The sequence below is a fragment of the Angustibacter speluncae genome, assembly GCF_054777815.1.
Window position 1 is genome coordinate 1 of sequence record NZ_BAAHAF010000005.1, and the last position, 14,921, is coordinate 14,921.

Sequence of the window (14,921 nt, forward strand, 5' to 3'; positions counted from 1 at the left end):
GGCGTGGTCGGTGCCGCCGGTCGCCGACCCCGCGGCCGCCCGGACGCTCGCGCACGGGCTCGAGACCGACGTCGCCGTGGCAGCGGCCGACCTGGTGGCGGCGTCGACGGGCGGCTGGCGCGCGCTGGCCGGGCACCAGCTGGCCGCGGCCGCCACCGAGCTGGCGGCATGGGGCCCCGTGCCGGCGTTCCCCGGGCTGCCCGAGCTCGCCTGATCCGCCCGGCTCAGGAGCCGGTGACGACCTGCCAGCCGAGGCGCAGCACGAGCGCCCCCACGACCACCAGGAAGAAGACCCGGACGAAGCGGCTGCCGCGGGCGATCGCCGTCCGCGCGCCGAGGTAGCCGCCGAGCAGGTTCGCGACCCCCATCGCCAGACCCAGCCCCCACAGCACGGCGCCCTGCGGGACGAACACCAGCAGCGCGCCGAGGTTGGTCGCGAAGTTGACGATCTTCGCCTTGGCGCTGGCCTCGAGGAACGCGTAGCCCATCAGGCCGACGAGGGTGAAGACGAGGAACGAGCCGGTACCGGGGCCGAGGATGCCGTCGTAGAAGCCGATGCCGAGGCCCGCGCCGCCGGCCGCGACGAGGTGCCGGTGGCCCGAGAACCGCAGCGAGGTCTCCTCGCCCAGCGAGGGCCGGGTGATCGTGTAGGCGGCCACGGCGAGCAGCGCGACCACGATGACCGGACGGAACACCGACGCCGGCAGCAGGCTCGCGCACAGCGCCCCACCGGCCGCGCCGCCGCAGGCCAGGGCGGCCATCGGCAGCGCCGTCCGCAGGTCGGGCCGCACCCGCCGGTAGTAGGTGATCGAGCTGGTGATCGTGCCGCAGATGCTGCCGAGCTTGTTGGTGGCGAGCGCCTGCACCGGGGCGATGCCCGGCACGAGCAGCAGCGCGGGCAGCTGCACCAGCCCGCCGCCGCCGACCACGGCGTCGATGAACCCGGCGAGCACCGCGGCCAGCAGCAGCAGCGCGACGCCCCACCACGGCAGGCCGCCGAACCAGTCGGCGAGGACGGCGTCCACCGCCGTGGTCAGCGCCAGCCGTCGACGACGTCGAGCAGGTCGAGCAGCCGGTGCACCACGGCGTCCGGTGCGACGTCGTCGCGGCCGATGCCGGCCACCTGCTGGTCGAGGGGGATGTCGGAGTGCGGGACGAGCACCGCCCGCATGCCGACCGCCTGCGCGCCGTGCACGTCCTCGAACGGGCGGTCGCCGACGTACACGGCCCGGCCCGGGTCGTCGACGCCGACCGCCCGCAGCGCGGCCGCGAACGCCTCGGGGTGCGGCTTCACCCAGGGGATCTCGCTGGAGTAGACGTCGCCGTCGACCAGGTGCAGCACGCCGTCGCGCTCGAACACCGCGCGGTGGTACTCGCGGGTCCAGATCGTGTTGCTCAGCACGCCGACCCTGATGCCGCGCTCGCGCAGGCCCTCCCACAGCGGCGGGATGTCGGGGTCGGTGCGGGTGTGCGGCTCCCAGAACTCCTGGTAGGCCGCGAGCGCCGGCGCGTGGCCCTCGTGGTCGGTGAGCACGCCTGCGGCGGCGAGGATCTCGTCGATGCGGGCGCTCGCGCCGTCGACCCGGCCGCCCTTCCAGGCCGCCTCCTCGGCGTCCCAGATGCGCCGGGCGAGGTCGTCGGCCTCGTCGGCGTGCGCGGCGTGGGCGCGCGCGTAGTGGTGCCACTGCTGGTCGAGGTCGATCCGGTGCCAGGGCGTGATCGTGCCGCCCCAGTCGAAGACGACGGCCTCGACCGGGCCCCGCGACCGCTCGCTCACCGGCGGACCAGGTCGCGCAGCGCCTGCGCGGCGCCCGCCACCTCGAGGTCCTGCCGCTCGCCGGTGCGCCGGTCCTTGACCTCGACCACGCCGTCGGCGAGCCGCTTGCCCACGGTGACGATCGTGGGCACGCCGACCAGCTCGGCGTCCTTGAACTTCACGCCGGGGCTGACCTTCCAGCGGTCGTCGAACAGCACCTGCACGCCGAGCGCCTCCAGCTCGCCGGCGAGCTGCTCGGCGGCCTTCCAGACGTCGTCGTCCTTGCCGGTGGCCACCAGGTGCACGTCGGCGGGCGCGACCTCGCGCGGCCACACGATGCCGAGCTCGTCGTGGCTGTTCTCGACGATCGCCGCGACGGCGCGCGAGACGCCGATGCCGTACGACCCCATCGTCACGGTGACGAGCTTGCCGTTCTCGTCGAGCACCTTGAGCCCCAGCGCCTCGGCGTACTTGCGTCCGAGCTGGAAGACGTGGCCCATCTCGATGCCGCGCGCGGTCTCGAGCGGGTGGCCGCACCGGGGGCAGGCGTCGCCGTCGCGCACCTCGGCGGCCTCGATCGTGCCGTCCGACCCCTCCTCGCCGGCCGCCGGGAAGTCGCGCCCCGCCACCAGGTCGACCACGTGTCGCCCGGCCTCGTCGGCGCCGGTGACCCAGCGGGTGCCGGCCACGACCCGGGGGTCGAGCAGGTAGCGGATGCCGGTGCTGATGGTGCTGCCGAGCGCGCCGGGACCGATGTAGCCCTTCGCCAGGCCGGGGTGGGCGGCGAAGTCGGCCTCGGTGAACGCCTCGACCTCGGCAGGCTCGACCTGCGCGCCGAGCCGCTTGGCGTCGACCTCGCGGTCGCCGGGCACGGCGATCGCGAGCGGCTCGCGGGTGCCGTCGGGGTGGCGCAGCACGACCAGCACGTTTTTCAGGGTGTCGCCGGCGCGCCAGGGCCGGTCCTCGCGGGGGAAGTGCTCGTTCAGGTGCGCGACGAGGGTGTCGATCGTGGGCGTGTCCGGGGTGTGCTCCGCGTGCGCGGCGGGCAGCCCGTCGAGCGGGGTGGGCTCGGGCGCGGGCACCTCGACGGCCTCGACGTTGGCGGCGTAGTCGCACGAGGTGCACCGCACGAAGGTGTCCTCGCCGTTGACGGCCGGCACGAGGAACTCCTCGCTGGCCGAGCCGCCCATCGCGCCCGAGGTGGCCTTGACGATCACGTACTCCATGCCGAGCCGGTCGAAGGTGCGCACGTAGGCGTCGCGGTGCTGCTGGTAGCTCCGCTCCAGACCGGCGTCGTCGACGTCGAACGAGTACGAGTCCTTCATCGTGAACTCGCGGCCGCGCAGCAGCCCCGCGCGGGGACGCGCCTCGTCGCGGTACTTGGTCTGGATCTGGTAGATCGCGAGCGGCAGGTCCTTGTACGAGGAGTACAGGTCCTTCACCAGGAGCGTGAACATCTCCTCGTGGGTGGGCCCGAGCAGGTAGTCGGCGTCCTTGCGGTCCTTGAGCCGGAAGATGTTGTCGCCGTACTCGGTCCAGCGGTTGGTCGCCTCGTAGGGCTCGCGGGGCAGCAGCGCCGGGAAGTGCACCTCCTGGAACCCCGCGGCGTCCATCTCCTCGCGCACGACCCGCTCGACGTTGCGCAGCACCCGGTACCCGAGCGGCAGCCACGAGTAGATGCCCGGCGCCGCGCGGCGGATGTAGCCGGCGCGCACCAGCAGCCGGTGGCTCGGGACCTCGGCGTCGGCCGGGTCGTCGCGCAGCGTGCGCAGGAACAACGTGGACATCCGCAGCATGCGCCGAGCCTATCCGGGCCCGTTACCCGCCTTTCCGCGAGCACGGCGCTCGGAACCGCGAGGCACCCGCCGCACGGCCCCGCTCGGACGCGTCCTTCGTTCCGAGCGCTCTGCCCGTCTCAGCGCGACGGCCTCTCGCACCGAGTCCCCCACCCAGTCCTGGTGGAACATGACGTCCTCCCACGAGAAGCGCAGCACGGCCCAGCCGGCACGGGCGAGCGCGGTGTACCGGCGGCAGTCGCGGTGCAACGCCGCGCGCGTGCCGTGGTGCTCGAAGCCCTCCGCCTCGACCACGAGCCGCAGCGCGAGGTCGCCGAGGTCGACGTAGCCGGACAGGCCGGTCACCCGCACCCGCAGCTGCGGCACGAGGTCGACGACGCCGAGATCGAGCACGATGGCCCGCAGGCCCGACTCGAACGGGTTCGCGGCACGCCCGTCCGCGTGCACCGCGACCCTCTGCGCCCGGGCCGAACCCGGACCCGCCAACCGGGCCGCCGCGACGAGGAGCTGATCGGGCTCGACCACCGCCCGCCGCAGGGCGGAGTCGGCGATCGCCAGCCCGTCGGCGAACGGCAGCGTGCGGGCGCAGTCCAGCACCGTGCGCAGCGGGCTCGTCACCCGACCGCGCACCTCGGCCGGATCGAGGTCGGACCAGTGCAACCGCACTCCACGAGCCGGCCGACCGCACGCGCGCTGCCCGACGGTCACGTGGGTCGTGCTGACCTCGTGCAGGGTGTCCAGGAACCACAGCCGCGCAGCCGTCTCGTGGGACACCGCTCCCCCGTGCACCAGGGCCGATCGCAGCGGTCCGGGAGCGGTGGGCAGGGCGTACCGCCCGCGGGCGACGCGTTCGAGCTCCCCTGCGCGCAGCGCGGCCTCGACCTGCCGGCGCGGGTGCCGGGCGACCAGGTCACCCCACGACAGCACTCCCTGGTGCGCCGCCGCCGTCCTCGCCACCGCCCGCAGGTCCACGGCACGCACCATCCGGTGCCCGTGGCGGTCGCAGCCACCTCCTCAGCGGGAGATGTGGACAGACGGCTCGGAACGACGCCTGTGGACGACGCGGTACAGCCGCTGACAGCGCGCTGTTCCGAGCGCTGTGCCCGGTCAGAACAGGATCGTGGCGAACCGGCCGACCTGCTCGAAGCCGACCCGGCGGTAGGCCGCGAGCGCCGGGGCGTTCCAGGCGTTGGCGTAGAGGCTGACCGTGCCGACCCCGGCGGCCCGGGCGAGCTCGACGACGGCGGCCATCCCGGGAGCCGCGAGGCCGCGGCCCCGCAGCCGCGGGTCGACGTAGACGCCCTGCACCTGCGCCACCCGCCGGCTCAGCGCGCCGAGGTCGGCTTTGAAGACGACCTGGTCGGTCCCCTCGAGCGGCTCGACCCGCACGAACGCCGACCCGTCGTCGACCAGCTGGGCGACCCGCTGGCGGTAGGCGTGCCCGCCGTCGTAGGCCACCGGCGAGTAGCCGACCTCCTCGGTGAACATCGCCACCGCGGCGGGCACCAGCAGGTCGAGGTCCTCGCGACGGGCGCGGCGCACGGCGGGGTCGGGGGCCACCGCGGGCGCGTGGTCGAGGGCCAGCAGCGGCTGGTCGGCGCGCACCTCGCGGGCCGGTCCCCAGCGCCGCTCGAGCTCGGACCACATCCACAGCACGTCGTCGGCCGGACCGACCAGCGACGAGCACCGCCGCCCGGTCTGCAGCGCGTGCTGGGTGAAGGCGCTGAGCGCCTCCGGCACGGCCTGCACCGGCACCAGGTTGGCGCCGAACCAGCACGCCGACACCAGCTCACCGCGCGAGAACCAGCCGTAGAGGTCGCCGCCGCGGGTGCCGGGGCGGTCGATGCCGTAGCGCTCGACCCGCGCCGCGACGAACACGTCGGTGACCGGGTCGCGCTCGCACAGCGACAGCAGGTCGGCGGCGTCGCCCGGCCCGAGCGGGCGCAGCTGCTGCCGTCGGAACACCCCGCGCCCCCTCGCGTCCGGGAGCCGCCCGGGTGGGTCAGCCCACGGTCACCGTAGGGGATCCGGCGCCGTCGCCGGACGCGTCGGCCTCCATCGACTCGGCGATGCGCATCGCCTCCTCGATCAGGGTCTCGACGATCTTGCTCTCGGGCACGGTCTTGATGACCTCGCCCTTGACGAAGATCTGGCCCTTGCCGTTGCCGGAGGCGACCCCGAGGTCGGCCTCGCGGGCCTCACCCGGGCCGTTGACGACGCACCCCATGACGGCGACGCGCAGCGGCACCTCCATGCCCTCGAGGCCGGCCGTGACCTCGTCGGCGAGGGTGTAGACGTCGACCTGGGCGCGCCCGCAGGACGGGCAGGAGACGATCTCGAGCTTGCGCGGGCGCAGGTTCAGCGACTGCAGGATCTGGTTGCCGACCTTGACCTCCTCGACCGGAGGCGCCGACAGCGAGACGCGGATGGTGTCGCCGATGCCCTTCGACAGCAGCGCGCCGAACGCGGTGGCCGACTTGATCGTGCCCTGGAAGGCGGGACCGGCCTCGGTGACGCCGAGGTGCAGCGGCCAGTCGCCCCGCTCGGACAGCAGCTCGTAGGCGCGCACCATCACGACGGGGTCGTTGTGCTTCACCGAGATCTTGAAGTCGTGGAAGTCGTGCTCCTCGAACAGCGAGGCCTCCCAGACGGCCGACTCGACCAGCGCCTCGGGCGTGGCCTTGCCGTACTTCTCCAGCAGCCGCGGGTCGAGCGAGCCGGCGTTGACGCCGATGCGCAGCGAGACCCCGGCGTCCTTGGCCGCCTTGGCGATCGCGCCGACCTGGTCGTCGAACTTGCGGATGTTGCCCGGGTTGACCCGGACGGCCGCGCAGCCGGCGTCGATCGCGGCGAAGACGTACTTCGGCTGGAAGTGGATGTCGGCGATGACCGGGATCTGCGACTTGCGCGCGATCGCCGGCAGCGCGTCGGCGTCGTCCTGCGACGGGCACGCCACCCGGACGATGTCGCAGCCGGTCGCCGTGAGCTCGGCGATCTGCTGCAGCGTGGCGTTGACGTCGGTGGTCGGCGTCGTCGTCATCGACTGGACGCTGACCGGCGCGTCACCGCCGACCTCGACCTTGCCGACCTTGATCTTGCGGGTCTTGCGGCGGGGGGCCAGCACGGGCGGCGGCGCCGCGGGCATGCCGAGCGAGATCGGGACGGACATGCCACCAGTGTCCCACCCGGCCCGGCCGGACGCGCAGGACCCCGCGGTCAGCCCCGCAGCGTGATCGGCCGGACGATGTCGGCGTACAGCAGCATGATCGACATCGCGATCAGCACGACCGACACCACGTAGACCAGCGGCAGCGCCTTGGCGACGTCGACCGGCCCGGGGTCGGGCCTGCGCCGCAGCCGCGCCAGCTGGCGGCGCAGCCCCTCCCACAGCGCGCCCGCGACGTGCCCGCCGTCGAGCGGCAGCAGCGGCAGCAGGTTGAACACGAACAGCGCGATGTTCACCTGGCCGAGGATCCCGATGATGGTCGAGACCTTGTCGCGGGTCTGGATGTCGTCGAGCGAGGCGATCTCGCCGGTGAGGCGGCCGACGCCGACGATGCCGATCGGGCCGGTCGGGTCGCGCTCCTCGGTGCCGAACGCGGCCTGCGCGACGTCGACCATGCGCACCGGCAGCGCGATGACGAGCCGGGCGGTCTGGGTGACGGTGTCCCAGACGAACCCGGGGACGGCCGTCACCGACGTGGGCTCGGTGGTCTGCTGCGGCACCAGGCCGAGGAAGCCGGCCTCGACCGTCTCGGGCTCGCCGTCGTCGCCGAGCACGGCGTCGCCCGCGTCGTCGAGCACCGCCACCTGGTTCGGGACGGGCGTGACGGTGAGCCGCTCCTCCTCGCCGGCCCGCCGCACCACGACCTCGGTGGGGGTGTCGACGCTCTCGCGGATCAGCCCGCGCACCTGCTCCCAGCTGTCGATCGCGGTGCCGCCGTACGAGAGCACCTCGTCGCCGGGGCGCAGGCCCGCCTCGAACGCGGGCGTCTTGGGCAGCCCCTCGTCGCTGTCCGGGTCGCACAGCGCGTCGACGTCGGAGGCGTCGGCCATGCAGACCTGGACCTCCTCGATGGTCGTGGTGAGCACCGGGTTGCGCGGGTCGCCGAACCCGACGAGCAGGACGCCGAGCAGGGCGATGCCGATGAGCAGGTTCATCGTCGGGCCGCCGAGCATGACGACGACCTTCTTCGGCACCGACAGCTTGTAGAAGACGCGGTCCTCGTCGCCGGGACGGATCTCCTGGGCGCTGGCGTGCCGGGCGTCGTCGGCGAGGGTCTGGAACGCGCCGGTCGAGGAGTCGCGCAGGTGGTGCTCGTCCTCCCCCGGCCGCGGCGGGAACATGCCGATCATCCGGATGTAGCCGCCGGCCGGGATCCACTTGAAGCCGTACTCGGTCTCGCCGCGGCGCCAGGAGAACATCGTCGGGCCGAACCCGATCATGTACTGCGTCACCTTCACGCCGAAGCGCTTGGCGGGCACCATGTGGCCCACCTCGTGCAGCGCGATCGAGGCGGCCAGCACCACGACGACGATCAGGATGCCGCCGACGTACTCGAGCCAGTCAGGCACCGGCGCCCCCTCCTCCCAGCAGCTCGTCGGCGCGCCCGCGCGCCCACGTCTCGGCGGCCAGCACGGCCTCGACGGTCAGGTCGACGGCGAGGTCACCGCCCCCGTCGCGGCGAGCGGACCAGTCGTCCACCACCGCCCTGACAGTGTCCACGATCGCGAGGAACGGCACGTGCCCTCCGAGGAAGGCGTGCACGGCCTGCTCGTTGGCGGCGTTGTAGACGGCCGGGAACGTCCCGCCGGCCTCACCGACCTCGCGGGCCAGCCGGACGGCGGGGAACGCGTCGTCGTCGAGGGGCGCGAACTCCCAGGTGGACGCGGTCGACCAGTCGACGGGCGCGGCGGCGCCGGGCACCCGGTCGGGCCAGCCGAGGCCGAGGGCGATCGGCAGCCGCATGTCCGGCGGCGAGCACTGGGCGAGCGTCGAGCCGTCGGTGAACTCGACCATCGAGTGCACGACCGACTGCGGGTGCACGACGACGTCGATCCGGTCGAACGGCACCCCGAACAGCAGGTGCGCCTCGATCACCTCGAGCGCCTTGTTCACCATCGTCGCCGAGTTCGTGGTCACCATCGGGCCCATCGCCCAGGTCGGGTGCGCGAGCGCCTGCTCCGGCGTCACCTCGGCCAGCTCGGCGCGGGTGCGGCCGCGGAACGGTCCGCCGGACGCCGTCAGCACCAGGCGCGCGAGCTCGTCCCGCCTCCCGCCGCGCAGGCACTGCGCGAGCGCGGAGTGCTCGGAGTCGACCGGGACGACGCGGTCGGTGGCGCCCGGTCCCTCGCCGCCGGCGGCGCGCGCGGCGTCCAGGACGAGGGGGCCGCCCACGATCAGCGACTCCTTGTTCGCGAGCGCGAGCGTCGCGCCCGAGGCGAGCGCCGCGAGCGTCGGGCGCAGGCCGACCGAGCCGGTCATGCCGTTCAGCACGACGTCGGCGCGGTGCCCGGCGACCTGCTCGACCCCCTCGGGGCCGGCGACCACCTCGGGGGTGCGACGACCGCCGTGGACGGCGATCGCGGCCACGAGCTCGTCGACCACCTCGGGCCGCGCCACGGCGACGGCCTCGACGTCGAGCTCGGCGGCCTGGCGCGCCAGCAGGTCGACGTCGCCGCCGCCGGCGGCGAGCGCGACGACCCGGAACCGGTCGGGGGCACCCCGGACGACCTCGACCGCCTGCGTGCCGACGGACCCCGTGCTCCCGAGCAGGACGACGTCTCTCACGCCACCAGTGTGGACGACGCCGGGCCGGGCCCCGTCACGGCCGTCAGGTCGCGATGCCGACGTACTTGGTCTCGAGGTACTCCTCGATGCCCTCGGCGCCGCCCTCGCGCCCGAAGCCGGAGTGCTTGACCCCGCCGAAGGGGGCGGCCGGGTTGCTGACGACGCCGGCGTTCAGGCCCACCATGCCGGTGTCGAGCCGCTCGACCACCGACAGCGCGCGGTCGAGCCGCTGGGTGAACACGTAGGCCACGAGCCCGTACTCGGTGTCGTTGGCCAGCTCGACGGCCTGGTCGTCGTCGGTGAACGTCACGACCGGGGCGACGGGTCCGAAGACCTCCTCGCCGAGGATGCGCGCGTCCGGCGGGACGTCGGCGAGCACGGTCGGCGCGTAGAAGTACCCGCGCTCGCCCATCGCCCCGCCGCCGGCGCGGACGTCGGCGCCGCGGTCGACGGCGTCGGACACCAGGTCGGACACCTTGTCGCGGGTGGCGGCGTCGACGAGCGGGCCGACCTGCACGCCGTCGTCGGTGCCGCGGCCGACCTTGAGGCCGCCCATCCGCTCGGCCAGGCGGGCGGTGAAGTCGTCGGCGACATCGGCGTGGACGAGGAAGCGGTTCGCGGCGGTGCAGGCCTCGCCGCCGTTGCGCATCTTCGCCAGCATCGCGCCCTCGACGGCGGCGTCGAGGTCGGCGTCCGGGAAGACCAGGAACGGCGCGTTGCCGCCGAGCTCCATCGACACCCGCAGCAGCTGCTCGGCCGACTGCTCGACCAGCCGCTTGCCGACGCCGGTCGACCCGGTGAACGAGAGCTTGCGCAGCCGGGGGTCGCGGATGAGCGGCTCCATCACCTCGCCGGTCGAGGAGGTGGTGACGACGTTGAGCACGCCGTCGGGCAGGCCGGCCTCGGTCATGATCGAAGCCAGCGCCAGCATCGACAGCGGCGTCGACGACGCGGGCTTGACCACCATCGTGCAGCCGGCCGCGACGGCCGGGCCGATCTTGCGGGTGCCCATCGCCATCGGGAAGTTCCACGGCGTGATGAACAGGCAGGGCCCGACCGGCTGCTTCATCGTCAGCAGCCGCGAGGCGCCGTTCGGTGCCGTCGACCAGCGTCCGGCGATGCGCACGGCCTCCTCGCTGAACCAGCGGAAGAACTCGGCGGCGTAGGTGATCTCGCCCTTGGACTCGGCGACGGGCTTGCCCATCTCGAGCGTCATCAGCAGCGCGAGGTCGTCGGCCCGCTCGGTCAGCAGCTCGAACGCGCGGCGCAGGATCTCGCCGCGGTCGCGCGGTGGCGTCGCCGCCCAGTCGCGCTGGGCGGAGGCGGCGGCCGCGAGGGCGGCGGCACCGTCCTCGACCGTGCCGTCGGCGACGGAGGCGATCACCTCGCCGGTGGCCGGGTCCTCCACGTCGATGCGGGCCCCGGCCGAGGCCGCCCGCCACTCCCCCGCGACGAACAGGTCGGTGCGCACCGACCCGACGACGTCCTGCTCGCGTCCGCTCAGCGCCATGCCCCCATCCAACACCGCGCCGAACCCGCTCGCCAGACGTCGCCGGTCGCGGATTCCGTGGCAGAAGGGCTCCTCGGCGGGCGTTCTCGGCACTACCCTGCGGTCATGACCGACGTGATCCGCACCGCTGCCCGTCCGAGTCGGCTCGTCACAGAGCTGCCGGGCCCCCGTTCGCGCGAGCTGACCGCGCGGCGGCAGGCCGCCGTGGCGGCGGGCGTGTCGAGCGTCCTGCCGGCCTGGGTCGCCGGCGCCGAGGGGGCGCTGCTCACCGACGTCGACGGCAACACCCTGATCGACCTGGGCTCCGGCATCGCGGTCACCGGCGTCGGGCACGCGCACCCGCGCGTGGTCGAGGCGGTGCGCGAGCAGGTGTCGCGGTTCACCCACACCTGCTTCATGGTCTCGCCCTACGAGGGGTACCTGGAGGTCTGCGAGGCGCTCGCCCGCCTGACGCCCGGCGACCACGACAAGCGCAGCGTGCTGCTGAGCTCGGGCGCCGAGGCCGTCGAGAACGCGGTCAAGATCGCGCGGCACGCCACCGGGCGCGACGCCGTGGTCGTGTTCGACCACGGCTACCACGGCCGCACCAACCTCACGATGGCGATGACGGCCAAGGTGATGCCGTACAAGAAGGGTTTCGGGCCGTTCGCGGGCGAGGTGCACCGCGCCCCGATGTCGTACCCGTTCCGCGACCCCGAGGGGCTGACCGGCGAGCAGGCCGCGCGCCGCGCGCTCGACCTGGTCGAGAAGCAGGTCGGAGCCGACCAGGTCGCCGCCGTCGTGATCGAGCCGGTGCAGGGCGAGGGCGGCTTCGTCGTCCCCGCGCCGGGGTTCCTGCCCGCGCTCCAGGAGTGGTGCCGGGCGAACGGCGCGCTGCTCGTCGCCGACGAGATCCAGACCGGCTTCGCGCGGACGGGGGCGATGTTCGCCTGCGAGCACGAGGACGTCGTGCCCGACCTGGTCACCACCGCCAAGGGCATCGCCGCCGGCCTGCCGCTCGCGGCCGTGACGGGGCGGGCCGAGGCGATGGACGCCGTCCACCCCGGCGGCCTGGGCGGCACCTACGGCGGCAACCCGGTGGCGTGCGCTGCCGCGCTGGCCGCGATCGAGGTCTACGCCGAGGAGGGGCTGGTCGAGCGGGCGCGCTGGATCGAGGACCGGGTCGGGTCGGCGCTGCGCGAGGCGGAGGCCCGCCACGCGGGCGTCGGCGACGTCCGCGGCCGCGGGGCGATGATGGCGTTCGAGCTGGTGGGCGACGACGGCATCACCCCGGACGCCGCTGCGGCGTCGGCGATCTCGGCGCGCTGCCACGCCCGGGGCGTGCTGACGCTCACCTGCGGCACGTACGGCAACGTCATCCGCCTGCTGCCCGCACTCGTCATCACCGACAAGCAGCTCGCCGAGGGCCTCGAGGTGCTGGTCGGCGCGGTCGACGAGGTGCTGGGCGCGTGACCGGGGTCGACCCGGCCCACGTGCACGAGGTGCACGCGGCCGAGGAGGCGCGCCTCGTCGCCGCCCACCCGCGGTGCGCCGCCGAGCACGAGCGGGCCCGCGCGCACCTGCCCGCCGGCGTGCCGATGAGCTGGATGGCCAAGTGGGCAGGGCCGTTCCCGCTCTGCGTCGCCGAGGCGTCCGGCTCGGTGTTCACCTGCCTCGACGGCGTCGAGGTCGCCGACCTGTGCCTGGGCGACACCGGTGCGATGACCGGCCACAGCCCCGGGCCCACCGCCGCGGCGGTGGCGCACCGGGCCGCGCGCGGCATCACGACCATGCTGCCGAGCACCGACGCGCCCGACGCCGCGGCCGAGCTCGCACGCCGGTTCGGCCTGCCGCAGTGGCAGTTCACGCTGTCGGCCACCGACGCGAACCGGCACGTCATCCGCTACGCCCGCCACCTCACCGGGCGGCCTAAGGTGCTCGTGGTCGACTACTGCTACCACGGCAGCGTCGACGAGACCTTCGCGACGCTGGACGCCGGGCGCGTGGTGCCGCGGCGCGGCAGCATCGGCCCGCCGGTGCACCCGTCCGTCACCACCGCGGTCGTGCCGTTCAACGACGTCGCGGCCCTCGAGCGCGAGCTGGCCACCGGCGAGATCGCCTGCGTGCTGGTCGAACCCGCGATGACGAACATCGGCATCGTGCTCCCCGACGACGGCTGGCACGACGCGCTCCGCCGCCTGACCCGCGAGCACGGCGCCCTGCTGGTGCTCGACGAGACGCACACGCTGTGCGCAGGCCCCGGCGGCATGACCGCCCGGGACGGGCTCCGACCCGACGTCGTGACGCTGGGCAAGGCGATCGGTGGCGGCGTGCCGTGCGGCGCCTTCGGGATGACGGCCGACCTCGCCGACCGGGTGCTCGCGTCGGTCGAGCTCGAGGACGTCGACCTCGGCGGCGTCGGCGGCACCCTGGCCGGGAACGCGTTGTCGCTGGCCGCGATCCGCGCCACCCTCACCGAGGTGCTGACCCCGGACGCGTTCGCGCACATGGAGTCCCTCGCCGTCCGGTGGACCGACGGCGTGCAGGCCGGCATCGACGCCCACGGCGTGCCCTGGCACGTCACCCGGCTCGGCGGGCGCGCCGAGTACGCGTTCAGCGACGCGCCGCCACGGGACGGCGCCGAGGCCGCGGCCGCCGACGACTTCGCGCTGCAGACCTGCATGCACCTCGCCGCCCTGGCGGACGGCCTGCTGCTCACGCCGTTCCACAACATGGCGCTGATGGCGCCGACGACCGCCGCGTCGCAGGTCGACGCCCACACCGCCTCGTTCGACCGCGTGCTGGCCCGGCTGGTCCGGTGACTCAGGAGGGCGTGCGCTCCTCCATGCCCCACGCGCTGCCGTAGCCGTCCTGCAGCAGGTCGAGGAACGGCACCGCGTCGAACGCCTCGGGGCCGAGGACGCCTGCACCCGACCACGTCCCGTTCGCGAGCAGCTCGAGCGCCACGACCGGGTTGATCGCGGTCTGCCAGACCACGCACTGCGAGCCGTACTCGGCCATCGACCACTCGTTGTCGACCGCGTGGTACAGGTACACCTCGCGCGGGTTGCCGTCCTTGCCCGTGCCGGTGACCCACATGCCGGCGCACGTCGTGCCGGTCATCCGGTCGCCGATCGTCGCGGGGTCGGGCAGGCAGGCGGCGACCAGGTCGCGCGGCGAGATCTCCACGCGCCCGGCCGAGCTCGGCACCGAGACGGGCGTGGTGCGGTCGAGGCCGAGCGCGTGCAGCGTGCGCAGCACCGAGATGAACTCCTCGCCGAGGCCGTACTTGAAGGTGACCCGCCTGGCGTCGACCCAGCGCGGCATCAGGAGCACCTCCTCGTGCTCGACGTTCACGCACTCGACCGGGCCGATGCCCGCCGGGAAGTCGAACACCTCGGGCTCGCTGAACGGCGCGGTGGTGAACCACTCCCGGCCTCGCTCCCAGATCACCGGCGGGTTCAGGCACTCCTCGATCGTCGTCCAGATCGAGAACGAGGGCGCGAACGACGGCTCGCCGTCGCGGCCGGCCACGACCAGGTTCGAGCCGTCCCGCGTCCCGAGCTCGTCGATCTCGGAGAACAGGTGGTCGGCGGCGTAGCGCGCGAACACGTCCGAGAGGCCGGGCTCGACGCCGATGCCGACCAGCGCGAGGCGACCGGCGGTCTCCCACTCCCCCGCCAGCGCGAACTGCTCGTCGCCGAGCTTGACGCCGGGCAGCTCGTAGGGCTGCTCCGGATGGGGCTTCGACAGCGACATGGCCATGTCGAGGTAGTCGGCCCCGGCGGCGAACGCGCCCCGGAACACGGGCATCACGAAGCGGGGGTCGACCGCGTTCATCACGTGCGTCGCGCCGTGCTCGCGCGCGAGCGCCTCGACCGACGCCTCGTCGGACGCGTCGACCCGCGCCGCGACGAACCGGTCGTCGCCCGGGTGCCGCTCGGCCACGGCCGCGACCGACCGCTCGGCGCGCGCGAGGTCGTAGTCGCTCACCACCAGCAGCTCGAAGAAGTCGCGTCGTGCGGCGATGCGGACGAAGGCGTCGCCGACGCCGCCGGCGCCGACCAGCAGGATCCTCATGGGTGCCTC

13 protein-coding genes are annotated in these 14,921 nt (G+C 74.1%); 3 read left to right on the forward strand and 10 right to left on the reverse strand.

Annotated features, from left to right (window positions below):
• Positions 1-214: DUF4439 domain-containing protein (locus tag ACYVKY_RS00285; protein WP_460432984.1), on the forward strand; the 214-nt coding region annotated here is incomplete at its 5' end.
• 10 nt (positions 215-224) lie between these two features.
• Here the strand turns inward: ACYVKY_RS00285 and ACYVKY_RS00290 are convergent.
• The 9 genes from ACYVKY_RS00290 to ACYVKY_RS00330 form a co-directional block, all read right to left on the reverse strand.
• Positions 225-1,025: a sulfite exporter TauE/SafE family protein gene (locus tag ACYVKY_RS00290; protein ID WP_460432985.1), complete on the reverse strand. Its 801-nt coding sequence runs from the start codon at positions 1,023-1,025 to the stop codon at positions 225-227.
• Between the two features lie 8 nt (positions 1,026-1,033).
• Positions 1,034-1,777 carry an HAD family hydrolase gene (locus tag ACYVKY_RS00295; RefSeq protein ID WP_460432986.1) on the reverse strand — a complete coding sequence of 248 codons (744 nt, stop codon included), beginning with the start codon at positions 1,775-1,777 and terminating at the stop codon, positions 1,034-1,036.
• The gene (locus ACYVKY_RS00300) at positions 1,774-3,552 is read right to left on the reverse strand and encodes a proline--tRNA ligase (RefSeq protein ID WP_460432987.1); all 1,779 of its coding nucleotides are present in this window, start codon (positions 3,550-3,552) and stop codon (positions 1,774-1,776) included. Before ACYVKY_RS00300 ends, ACYVKY_RS00295 begins: the two co-directional genes overlap by 4 nt.
• A 9-nt stretch (positions 3,553-3,561) precedes the next feature.
• Positions 3,562-4,536, reverse strand: coding sequence for a DUF559 domain-containing protein (locus ACYVKY_RS00305; protein ID WP_460432988.1), 975 nt, complete (start codon positions 4,534-4,536; stop codon positions 3,562-3,564).
• 123 nt (positions 4,537-4,659) lie between these two features.
• Complete coding sequence (locus tag ACYVKY_RS00310) at positions 4,660-5,517, reverse strand: GNAT family N-acetyltransferase (protein ID WP_460432989.1); 858 nt, start codon at positions 5,515-5,517, stop codon at positions 4,660-4,662.
• Between the two features lie 37 nt (positions 5,518-5,554).
• The gene (gene ispG, locus ACYVKY_RS00315; protein WP_460432990.1) at positions 5,555-6,721 is read right to left on the reverse strand and encodes a flavodoxin/ferredoxin-dependent (E)-4-hydroxy-3-methylbut-2-enyl-diphosphate synthase; all 1,167 of its coding nucleotides are present in this window, start codon (positions 6,719-6,721) and stop codon (positions 5,555-5,557) included.
• A gap of 47 nt (positions 6,722-6,768) precedes the next feature.
• A complete protein-coding gene (locus ACYVKY_RS00320; protein WP_460432991.1) occupies positions 6,769-8,127 on the reverse strand; it encodes a M50 family metallopeptidase in 1,359 nt (452 codons plus the stop codon).
• Positions 8,120-9,343 (reverse strand): 1-deoxy-D-xylulose-5-phosphate reductoisomerase, encoded by a 1,224-nt coding sequence (gene dxr / locus ACYVKY_RS00325; protein ID WP_460432992.1) that lies wholly within the window; start codon positions 9,341-9,343, stop codon positions 8,120-8,122. The genes ACYVKY_RS00320 and dxr overlap by 8 nt, the downstream gene beginning before the upstream one ends.
• Before the next feature lie 43 nt (positions 9,344-9,386).
• A complete protein-coding gene (locus ACYVKY_RS00330) occupies positions 9,387-10,853 on the reverse strand; it encodes an NAD-dependent succinate-semialdehyde dehydrogenase (protein WP_460432993.1) in 1,467 nt (488 codons plus the stop codon).
• Positions 10,854-10,958: 105 nt separating this feature from the next.
• On the opposite strand from ACYVKY_RS00330, the gene gabT reads away from it, so the two are divergent.
• Both gabT and ACYVKY_RS00340 read left to right on the forward strand, forming a co-directional pair.
• Entirely contained in the window at positions 10,959-12,305 is a 1,347-nt protein-coding gene (gene gabT, locus ACYVKY_RS00335; protein WP_460432994.1) for an aspartate aminotransferase family protein, read from the forward strand.
• Positions 12,302-13,654, forward strand: a complete 1,353-nt coding sequence (locus ACYVKY_RS00340; protein ID WP_460432995.1) for a PLP-dependent aminotransferase family protein — start codon at positions 12,302-12,304, stop codon at positions 13,652-13,654. The genes gabT and ACYVKY_RS00340 overlap by 4 nt, the downstream gene beginning before the upstream one ends.
• A 1-nt stretch (position 13,655) precedes the next feature.
• Here ACYVKY_RS00340 and ACYVKY_RS00345 read toward each other — a convergent pair whose 3' ends face one another.
• Positions 13,656-14,912, reverse strand: coding sequence for a saccharopine dehydrogenase family protein (locus tag ACYVKY_RS00345; RefSeq protein ID WP_460432996.1), 1,257 nt, complete (start codon positions 14,910-14,912; stop codon positions 13,656-13,658).
• Positions 14,913-14,921 lie beyond the last annotated feature (9 nt).